The organism is Actinosynnema sp. NPDC059797 (genome assembly GCF_042732085.1).
Taxonomy (GTDB): Bacteria; Actinomycetota; Actinomycetes; order Mycobacteriales; family Pseudonocardiaceae; genus Actinosynnema.
On sequence record NZ_JBHWIE010000222.1, the window covers coordinates 1,217 to 12,324 of the forward strand.

At 73.4% G+C, this 11,108-nt stretch carries 3 protein-coding genes; 1 reads left to right on the plus strand and 2 read right to left on the minus strand.

From position 1 onward, the window contains the following. Positions 1–75: 75 nt before the first annotated feature. Entirely contained in the window at positions 76–1,956 is a 1,881-nt protein-coding gene (locus tag ACFV4N_RS31535; protein WP_499676279.1) for a tachylectin-related carbohydrate-binding protein, read from the minus strand. Then, positions 1,953–3,770, minus strand: a complete 1,818-nt coding sequence (locus ACFV4N_RS31540; RefSeq protein WP_499676280.1) for a tachylectin-related carbohydrate-binding protein — start codon at positions 3,768–3,770, stop codon at positions 1,953–1,955. Before ACFV4N_RS31540 ends, ACFV4N_RS31535 begins: the two co-directional genes overlap by 4 nt. 527 nt (positions 3,771–4,297) lie before the next feature. On the opposite strand from ACFV4N_RS31540, the gene ACFV4N_RS31545 reads away from it, so the two are divergent. Next, positions 4,298–11,108 (plus strand): LamG-like jellyroll fold domain-containing protein (locus tag ACFV4N_RS31545; protein ID WP_499676281.1); only part of this gene is annotated, 6,811 nt, incomplete at its 3' end.

The window sequence follows — 11,108 nt, forward strand, 5'->3', positions numbered from 1 at the left end:
CGCTACGTCGCACCGAGTGCTCCCCGCGCGAGCGGGGGTGGTCCGAAGTCCGACCCGCCCACCACCGCCGCAGGGTCACCGCTCGGCCGTCGCCCCCGCGGCGCTCCGGGTGTTCGCCGTGCCGGTGACCAGGTAGGAGGTGGCGATCTGGCCGGACGGGGTGCGCCAGGTGAAGATCGGCTGCCCGTCGGTCAGCACCAGCCCGGCCGGGTCGCTCTCGGTGTCCTGGTGGTAGCGCACGACCCAGGCCCCGAAACCGGCCGCCGGGGCCAGTTGGCCCGCCTGCTGCACGAAACCGCCGTCGTCCCGCACGGCCAGTTCCACCAGGCCGGCGCCGGTCACGACGGCGGCCGGCGGACCGGGCACGACGAGGTCGCCCACCTGCTGCCACGTGCCGCCGAACGCGCCGCCGCTCTCGCGCTGGCCGAGCACGTGCCCGTTCGCACCACGCACGAACACCTGGAGGTCGCCGTTGGGGTGGGCGACGGCCGCGGGTCGTGAGGTGGCGCCCGCGCCGACCGCCCGCCACGTCCCGGGCACCCCGTCGACCAAGCGCAGCACGCGCACGGAGCCGTCGGTGAACCGGGCCACGACGTCGAGCGCGGTCCCGTTGCGCAGCACGGTGAAGTCGGTGGTGACGCCGCCGCTCGCGATCCGCCGCCACGCCTCGTACCCGCCGCCGGCCGCGACCTGGCGGCGCTGCCACAGCCCGCCCTCGCCGTCGGCCGCGAGCACGGCGAGCGTGCCGGACGCCTCGGTGGCCATCGCGGGGTCGCCCGCCATCCACCCCTCGTGGGTGGCCACCTCGTCGCCCCACACGCCGTTCCTCACCTGCTGCACCTTGCCGCGCAGCCCCGCGTCGTCGGAGCTGTTGGCCAGCGCCTCCAGCCGCCCGTCGGCGCGCACGCCCGCGCCCGGCCGGCCGGTGTACCGGTGGTACCCGGTCAACGTGGCGTAGTCGAGGATCGAGTAGTCGCCCGGGTTGCGCTGCTTCGCGGCGGTGAGGCCGCCGGCGGCGTTGACGTAGAAGTACGTCACCAGGCCGTCCGTCCCCTGCACGGGCGTGGGCGGCGCGTCGAAGCGCTGCGGCACCGCCGGGCGCTGCGGCACGACGGCCCCGACGATCCGGCAGGCGTCGGACTGCCCCTCTACCTGCCAGTCGGCGCGCCAGCCGCCGTTGCCGATGACGCTGCCCGACGCGGGCGCCCACGTGCCGCCGCCCGTGTAGCGGTACCACTTGAGCTGCTGCGTGCCGCCGTTGAGGGCGTAGAACACGCCGCCGCCGACCGAGGCGACGTCGGTGAACTGGCCCCACCCGGCGTCACCGACCTGGAGGCCGTCGACCAGCAGCCGCCTGCTCTCGGCGTGGTAGGTGTACTGGTGCAGCGCGCCTGCGCGGGTGCGGGCGAACAGCACGCCCTCGCCCGAGGCCCAGAGCATGTCGTACCGGCCCGCCCAGCCGACCGCCACGGTGTGGTCGACCGTCGTCCAGGTCCCGTTGACCTCGGTGTGGCGGTACCGGTGCAGGTTGCCGTCGTTCGGGGAGATGCCGTAGAAGTCGCCCTTGGCGTCGACCACGAGCGTGTCGCGCGTCCAGCCCGTCCAGCCGGTGCGCACGGTCTCCGAGACGCCGCCGTGCTCCCAGCCGGAGCCCAGCCAGCGGAACCGGCTGAGCGTGCCGTCGGGCGCCAGTTCGTAGACGACGCCGTCCGGGCCGCCGAGGGTGATGCCGTCCCAGGCGAACCCGTGGCTGAACTGGGTCTGCCAGCTCGGGTTCCCGTTCTCGGGCTCGTCGTGCTGGTAGAGCGTCAGGCTGGTGTCGGGCTTGCGCACGTGCAGCGGCACGCTGGTGCTGCACTGGAGGGTTTCCGCCGCGCCGGCGGCGGTGGTGGTCAGGGGCACGAGCGCGGTCGCCACGAGTGACGCGGTGGCGAGCACCGCCAGGGCGCGGTTCACCGCGGCACCGCGGTCGCGCCGGCGTGGGTGGTGGCCGAGCGCTGCGCGCCGGACACCGCCTGGACGTAGGAGGTCGCCACGAGGCCACCGGGCGTGCGCCAGGTGAAGATCGGCGTGCCGTCGGCCAGCACCAGGCCGGTCGGGTCGGTCGCGGTGTCCTGGTGGTAGCGGATGACCCAGGCGCCGAACCCGGCGGCCGGCGCCTCCTGGTCGACCTGGTGCACGAACCCGTCGACCCCGCGCGCGGCCAGCGCCATCAGGCCGTTGCCCTTGAGCACGGCCGCCGGTGAGCCGGCGGTGGCCAGGCTGCCGACGGCGGACCACGTGCCGGGGAACGCGCCGCCGCTCTCGCGCTGGGTGTGGACCAGGCCGTCGGTGCGGCGGGCGAACACCTGGAGGTCGCCGTTGCCGTGCGCGACGGCGGCGGGTCGGCCGGTCACGCCGGCGCCGACGGTGCGCCACGCGCCCGCCGAGCCCGCCGTGACGCGGGTCGCCCGCGCGGTGCCGTCGGTGAAGCGCGCCACCACGTCGACCGCGGACCCGTTGCGCAGCACGGTGAAGTCGGTGCTCAGGCCGCTCCCGGCGAGCTTGCGCCAGGCGGCGTAGACGCCGTTGGGCGCGATCTGGGCGCGCCGCCACAGCGCGCCGGCCTCGTCGACCGCGAACTGGCTCAGCGCGCCGTCCGCCTCGGTGACGACGACCGGGTCGCTCAGCAGCCAGCCCCGCTCGGCGGTGACGGGGGTCGAGCCCCACACGCCGTTCTTCACCTGCTGCACCCTGCCCCGGTACTCGCCGTCGTCGTGGCTGTTGGCGAGGGTCTCGAACCGGCCGTCCTGGCGCAGGCCCGCGCCCGGCTGCCCGGTGAAGTCGAAGTGCCCGGTGAACGTGCTGTAGTCCAGCAGGATGTAGTCGCCCGCGTAGCGCTGCACGGCCATGCTCAGGCCGCCCTCGCCGTTGACGTAGAAGTACGACACCCGGCCGTCCGGCGCCTGGAGCGCGGTGGTCGGCGCGTCGAGGCGCTCCGGCACGGTCGGCCTGGTCGGCAGGGCGTGGCCGGTGAGGCGGCACGCGTCGGTGTCGGCGACCACGTCGAGTTCGCCGTGCCAGCCGGTGCCGACGAGCTTGCCGACTTCGCGGCCGGTGTCCGCCCAGGTGTTCGTGTCCTCGTGGTAGCGGTACCACAGCAGCTCGCCGCCGTTGTCCGGGCGCGTGCCGTACAGCACGTCACCGCCCGGCGAGAAGAGGCGGTTGAACATCTGCCAGCCTTGGCCCGCCGGTTGCGCGTAGTGCACGAAGCGGTCGGACGCCGCGTGGTAGCGGTACCGGAAGAGTTCACCGGTGGGCTTCCGGGCGTACAGCACGCCGTCACCGGCGGCCACGACGAGGTCGTACTGGCCCCAGCCGGTGTCGATGACCTTGCCGGCGCCGGTTTCCGCGGTCCACCCGCCGGTCGCGTCGTCGCCCTCCCAGACGAACACCTCCAGGTTGCCCTCGGCGGTGATCTCGTACAGGCGGCCCTTTTCGTCGACCGTCACCTTGTTGCGGTGCTCGGCCTGGCTGTAGCGGCCCCACCCGTTGCCCACGACGCGGAATTGCGCGCCGTTCCACGAGTCCCAGTCGCCGGCGTTCTCGTTCCAGCGGAACCTGCGCAGGTCGCCGGTGGCGGCGACCATGCTGTAGACGACGCCGTTCGGCCCGGCCACCGTGCGGCCGACCTCCCAGCCGCTGCCGATGCCCTGCTTCACGCCCCAGTCGAAGTTGCCGTTCTCCGGCTCGTTGTGCGGGTAGACGAAGAAACTCCCGCCCGGCGTCACCCCGTACACCTTGACCGCGCTGTCGCAGACGAGTGTCGCGGCCGCCGCGGAAATGTTCGCGTGTGCCGCCGGAACGGAAACGCCGGCAACACCGAGAGCGGTTGCCACAATGATTTTCGCACTGTTTTCGAGCAGGCTCGCGCGCACTCTCGACATGCACTTCCCCCCTGGTCGCACTCGAAGGTCGAGGGGACCGTAGCCGAGACCCGCCCCGCCGGCCAAGCCCTTGCGATTCGCCTCACCAGCGGCAACACCGTCACGGACGGTATCGCCCGACCCGGTGCCACTAGGCCGACCGGGTTGCCCAAAGGTCCAAACCACTACTACCGCCAACAGGCGCTTGCCTTTTTTCGATCAGCGCTGGATGCTTCAGCGCGGCACAGGCTCAGGGGGGTCTGCGGTGACACCGCGCGACCGCGCCTGTCGACACGGGGGGATTCCGGGCAATGGCTGCTGGGCGTATTCGGCGTGCGCGCTTCCGGTTGCCGCGCTCACCGCGCGGGAGAATTCTGGCGGCCCTCGGGCTGGTGCTGGTGGTGCTCTTCGGCGCGGTCGCGCCCGACGCCGTCCGGCTCATGCCGCAGTGGGGTTCCGCGTCGTCCGGTGACCCGGCCGCCGAGGCCGGCGAACTCGCGCCCGACCAGCCGTGGGGTTCGGCGGAGGGCCAGGAGCACGAGGTCGAGGGCGAGACGCCCAACCGCGCCCTGCCCCGCTCGGAGCTGGCCAAGCACCCCCAGCCGGACTTCCCCGACGAGGCCGGCGCGGCGAAGCCCAACGCGGTCCGCGAGGTCGCCACGTCGACCGACCCGGCCGGGTACGACCCGGCGACCAGCCGCGAGGACGTGGGCAAGCGGCAGGCCAACTCCCGCACGTTCGACAACGCCGACGGCACCTCGACCACCGAGTTCAGCCAGGAACCGGTCAACTACCAGCGCGACGACGGCTCGTGGCACCCCGTGGACACCTCCCTCGTCCCCGACGGCGACGGGTGGCGCAACGCCGCCGACCGGGTCGACACCAGGTTCGGCGCGACCACCGCCGAGGCGCCCTTCGTGCGCGTGGCGTTGTCCGACGGGCACGAGCTGGCGTTCGGCCTCGCCGGCGCCGCCGCCGCGCGCGGCACGGCGCAGGGCAGCCGGGTCACCTACCCCGGCGTGACCGCGCACACCGACCTGCGGCTGGACGCGCAGCCCGGCGGGGTCAAGGAAACCCTCGTGCTGACCTCACCGGACGCACCGCGCAGCTGGGTGTTCCCGCTGCGCCTCACGGGGCTCACCGCGCGGGTCGTCGAGGGCCGGGTCGAGCTGGTGCGCGGCGACGGCGGCGTCGAGGCCGTCATCCCGGCCGGGTTCATGGTCGACTCGCGCCGGGAGGGGCCGGCGACCTCCGACGGGGTGCGCTACGAGCTGGTCGACCACGCGGGCGGCCCGGCGCTGCGCGTGTCGGTGGACGACGCGTGGCTGCGCGACCCGGCCCGCGCCTACCCGGTGCTGGTCGACCCGTCGGTGAGCCCGGTGCTCGCCAGTGCCGCCGTCGTCACCTCGGGCGGCGCGCGCACCGGCGGCGACGAGCTGTACGTCGGCGGCAACAGCGCGATGTACCTGAAGTTCGACACCGGCGCGCTGGCCAACCACCGCGTCTTCGACGCCCAGCTGTACCTGACCAGCTTCGACGCCCCGTCGTGCCGCCCCGAACCGGTCGTGGTGCAGGAGGTCACCGGCGCGTGGAGCGCGACCGGCTCCGGCCACCCGCCGACCGGGGCCACGCTGGGCAGGGCGTCGTTCGCGCACGGCTACGTGGCGCTGGGCCAGTCGCACTCCGCCTGCCCCACCGGGTCCGACCTGATCGACCTCGGCGACGGCGGTCGCGAGCTGGTGCAGGGCTGGGTGCGCGGCGGGGCCAACAACGGCCTCGCGGTGAAGGCCGTCAGCGGCTGGAAGAAGTTCGTCGGCCTGGGCGCCAGGGCCAACCACCCGCGCCTGTTCGTCACGCACACCAAGTACGACGCGGGCTACCGCATCGAGCGCGGCGTGCCGGAGCCGCCCGTGCTGCGCACGCAGGACGGCAAGGTCCGCATCGCGGTGACCAACCGCGGCGCCGAACCGTGGACGCCGGGCGACTACAAGCTGGCCTACCGGTTGTTCACCGCCGAGGGCAGGCCGGTGGACTCGCGGGAGTCCGCGCCGCTGGACCGCGTCGTGCCCAGGGGCGACACGATCACCCTCGACGCCACGGTGCACCGGGCCGACCCCGGCGACTACCTGCTCGACTTCAGCATGGTGCACGGCGGCACCTACTTCACCGACGAGCAGGTCCCGCCGGTGCGGCTGTCGATGACCGTGTTCGAGATCCCGCCGATCGTGAAGGCGCAGTACCCGCCGGCGGGACACTCCGCGCCGACGCTGACGCCGCAGCTGTGGGCCGACGCGGTGGACGTGGACGCGCCGCCGAACACCAACGTCGTCTACGAGTTCGAGGTCTGCGGCAGCACGGTCGACGGCACGCCCGACACCGGCTCGTGCCGGCTGTCCCCGCGCGGTGCGAGCCGCACCTGGACCGTCCCGAAGGGGTGGTTGCAGTGGAGCGAGACGTACCACTGGCGGGCGTTCGCGGTCGACCCGAGCGGCACGCGCAGCGAGGCGCTGCCGTTCAGCGCGCTCCTCACCGCGGTGCCGCAGCCGGACATCACCTCGCACCTGGGCGGCGCGCCGTACAGCGCGGGTGACCTGGACTTCGACCCGCAGGTCGGCAACTACACCACCGGCGCGGTCGACGCCGCGATCGGCGTCACCGGCCCCGAGCTGAACGTCGCGCGGACCTACAACAGCCTCGACCCGCGCAAGGACCTCACGTTCGGCGCGGGCTGGTCCACCCGCTACGACATGCGCGTGGTGCCCGACCTCGACGGTTCGGGCAACGTCGTGGTCACCTACCCCGACGGGCAGCAGGTGCGGTTCGGCCGCAACGCCGAGAACGGCAGCTTCGACCCGCCCTCGGGCCGGTTCGCCACGTTCTACCAGGACTTCGCGCAGCCGAACCGCCCGTACGTGCTGGTGGACAAGTCCAACTCGGTCTACACGTTCCGCGAGTTCGACGGCAGGCTGATCACCGTCCACGACAACGCGGGCCGCGCGGTCGAGCTGGATTACGGCCCGGACGGGAAGATCAAGCGGGCGATCAGCAGGCTCGTCCCGAACAACACCGCCGCCGACCGCACGCTGTACTTCACCTGGACCGGCAACCACGTCACCGAGGTCCGCACGGACCCGCCGACCGCCGGCGGCACCCCCATCAGGTGGACCTACGAGTACCTGGGCGACCGCCTCGCGAAGGTGTGCGACCCCAAGGGCGGCTGCACCGAGTACGAGTACGCGAACGGCTCGCACTACCGCACCGCGGTGCTGGACTCGCGCCCCGACTCGTACTGGCGGCTGGGCGAGTCCGCCGGGTCGGCCGACGCGGTCAGCCAGGTCGCCACGAACCTCGGCAAGGACGCCGGTGCGCACCGGGGCACGGTGCTCGGCGCGCCGGGCGCGCTCGACGGCAGCGGTGACGCGTCGGCGTCGTTCGACGGCGCCGGGTCGTACGTGAAGCTGCCCGACGGCGCGATCAAGAAGAGCCGCGACCTGTCGGTGGAGCTGTGGTTCAAGACCACGAACGGCGGTCCGCTGATCGGCTTCCAGCGCGCGCCGTTCGACCGCGACCCGATCGGCGCGGTGCCGGTGCTGTACGTGGACCGCGACGGCAGGCTGCGCGGCCAGTTCTGGCACGGCCGGGTCGCGCCGATCACCAGCGCGGGCGCGGTCGACGACGGGCAGTGGCACCACGTCGTGCTCTCCGGGTCGCTGGCGACGCAGACGCTGTTCCTGGACGGCGTGAAGGTCGGCACGACCGAGGGCGAGATCGACAACAGCCTGCTCAACCACGGCCAGATCGGCGCCTCGCACGTCGTCGGCCCCGCCGACTGGTCCCCGCACGGCTGGTGGGCCGACCAGTCGGTGAAGCACTTCGACGGCCAGATCGACGAGGTCGCGATCTACCAGCACCCGCTGGGCGAGGAGGCGGCCCGCGCCCACTTCCGGGCGCGCGAGCACGCCGACCAGCTGACCAAGGTCGTCCTGCCCAGCGACCGGGTCGCCGCCGAGCTGACCTACGACACCACCAACGACCGGGTCAGCGAGTACACCGACGCCGACGGCGGGCACTGGGCGCTGGGCCTGCCGCAGGTCAGCGGCACCGAGGAGCAGGACGCGCAGGGCCGCACCGTGCGCAACCTGGTCCGCTCGATCCAGGTCACCGACCCGGGCAACCGGTCGCACTTCTTCGACTACGACCCCGTGCGCGGGCGGATCATCCGGTTCGTCGCCCCGCTGGGCACCGGCGTGCGGCTGGAGGACCGGCCCGACCCGTCGGTCGTGCCGACCACGCCGTCGACCGCGCCGCCGTGCACCGCCGCCCCGACGCCCAACCCGAACGGCACGCCGTCGTACTGCGGCGGCACGGGCGTGAACGACCCGGACTGGCAGGGCGGCCCGGTGCAGGGCGTGGGCGTGCGCACCTACGACTACGACGCGGCCGGGTTCCAGCAGACCATCACCGACGAGAACGGCCACCAGGTCGAGCTGCGCAACGACGCGCGCGGCAACGTGCTGTCGCGCAAGACCTGCCGCGACCCGGCGGTGTGCGACACCGAGCACTTCACGTACCACGCGCCCGCGCCGGGCAAGGTCAACGACACCGACCCGCGCATCGACAAGCAGCTCACCGCCCGCGACGGCCGTTCCAGCGGACCGACCGACGACCGCTACCTGACCTCGTCGGAGTACGACGCGCGCGGCGAGCTGGTCAAGCAGACGATGCCGGACGGCACGACCGTGCGGCACACCTACACCGACGGCACCACCGCGGCCGAGGGCGGCGGCAACGAGCGCGCCGGGCTGCTCAAGACCACCACGGACGCGCGCGGCAAGGTCACCGCCTACCGGTACTACGCCAACGGCGACCTGGCCTCCACCACCGAGCCGGGGCGCACCGACGACGAGGCGGAGGGCCGCGTCACCAGGTACCGCTACGACCGGCTGGGCCGCAAGGTGTCCGAGACGGAGTTCTCCGACACCCACCCGCAGGGCCTGGAGACCAGGTTCGCCCACGACGAGCTGAACCGTCCCGTCGAGGTCACCGACGCGCCGGTCACCAACGCCGTCACCGGCGTCCGGCACACCAAGTTCACCAAGACCGCGTACAGCGCCGACGGCCAACCGGAGAAGGTCGAGGTCTCCGACCTCTCGGGTGGCGACCCGACGCGCACCACGTCCTACACCTACGACGACCGGGGGCGGCAGGACTCCGTCACCGACGCCGAGGGCGCGAGGACCAGCTACGGCTACGACGTCTTCGGCAACCGCACGTGGGTCGTGGACGCGAACGGCACGAAGGTCGAGTACGCCTACACCGCGCGCAACAAGGTCGCCGAGGTGCGGCTGCGCGGCTGGCACGGCAAGCCGGTGTCCGGCGGCGTCGGCGGTGGCGACACCCCGTCCGACGGGTCGTTGCTGGTGCTGGAGGCCAACACCTACGACCTCGGCGGCCGGCTCGTGCGCAAGGTCGACGCCATGGGCCGCAGGACGCTCTACGAGTACACGCCGAGCGGCCTGGTGTTCCGGGTGCTCGCCGAGGTGGCCGCGCCGGGCGGCGGCACGCGCCGGGTCGTGCTGGAGCGCAACGAGTACGACGGCGCGGGCAACCTGGTCAAGCGCACCGGGCCCAACGGCAAGGTCACCCAGTACACCTACAACGAGGTCGGCCGCGTCACCGAGGTGCTGGCCGACCCGGCGGGCCTGGCGCGGCGCACCAGCTACCGCTACGACGCCAACGGCAACGTCACCCAGGTCGCCCGCTCCGGGCAGGGTTCGAACACGCCGGGCGTGCAGTCGTCGGCGGGCTCGGTCGTCGACTTCGCCTACGACAACGCGGGCAACCAGGTCAGCGAGACGATCCAGCAGGGCAACCCGTCGCTGACCACGACCCGCCGCTACGACAAGCGCGGCCTGCTGGTCGCCGAGACCGACCCGCGCGGCAACGTGCCGGGCGCGGACCCGGCCGCGTTCACCACCGAGTACCGCAACGACGAGAGCGAGCGGCAGGTCGCCGTGGTGCTGCCCGCCGTGCAGGTGGAGACGGGCGGCGGCACGCCGACGTCCGCGCGACCGGAGACCCTGGTCGGGTTCGACACCTTCGGCGACCAGGTCGCGGTGCGCGACGAGAACGGCCGGGTCACCACGACGACCCACGACAAGGTGGGCCGCCCGATCCGGGTCGAGACACCCGAGTACACCGCGCCCGGCAGCACCACGCCGGTCCGGGCCGCCACCGCCACGAAGTACGACGCGGTCGGCAACGCGGTCGAGGTGACCGGCCCGCGCGGCGCCGTCGCCCGGTTCCGCTACGACCAGCTCGGCAGGCTGGTGGAGCGGCAGGATCCCAAGGCCGACGACCCCACTGCGGTCGGCGGCGTGTGGAGCTACACGTACACGCACAACGGCGAGCAGCTGTCGGCGACCGACCCGACGGGCGCGCGGGTGGAGTCCACCTACGACGAGCTGGGCCGCCAGGTGACCAGCACGCGGCTGGAGCGCAGGCCCGTGCCGGCGGCGCACACCACCCGCCTGGAGTACAACGACGCGGGCGAGCTGCTGACGTCCACGTCCCCGTCCGGCGACGTCACCCGGTTCGGCTACGACGCGCTGGGCCAGCGGACCAGCACGACCGACCCGGCCGGCGTGGTCGTGCAGCAGGGCTACGACGGCCTGGGCCGCCCGGTGTGGCAGCGCGACGCCCTCGGGCGCACCAGCTTCCTGCGCTACGACGCGGCGAACCGGCTCACCGGCCAGTTCAGCCTCAACGGGCAGGGCGGCACGCTGCGGCGCACCACCTACACCCACGACGCGGCGGGCAACGTGCTCACCGCGACCGACGCGATGTCCCGCACCGCGACGTACCGCTACGACGCGGCGAGCAGGCTCACCCAGCAGGTCGAGCCGGTGTCGGCCACCGAGTCGATCACCACCTCGTTCGGCTACGACGCGCGCGGCAACCGCACCCGCTACACCGACGGGCGCGGCAACCCGTTCGTCACCACCTACAACGCGTGGTCGCTGCCCGAGTCGGTGGTCGAACCCGCCACCGCCGCGCACCCCGACGCCGCCGACCGCACGTGGACCTCGGTCTACGACTTGGCCGGCAACCCGACCCGGCTGGTGGCGCCGGGCGGCGTGGTCCGCGACCGGCGTTACGACGCGCTCGACCGGCTGGTGTCCGAGACCGGCTCGGGCGCGGCGG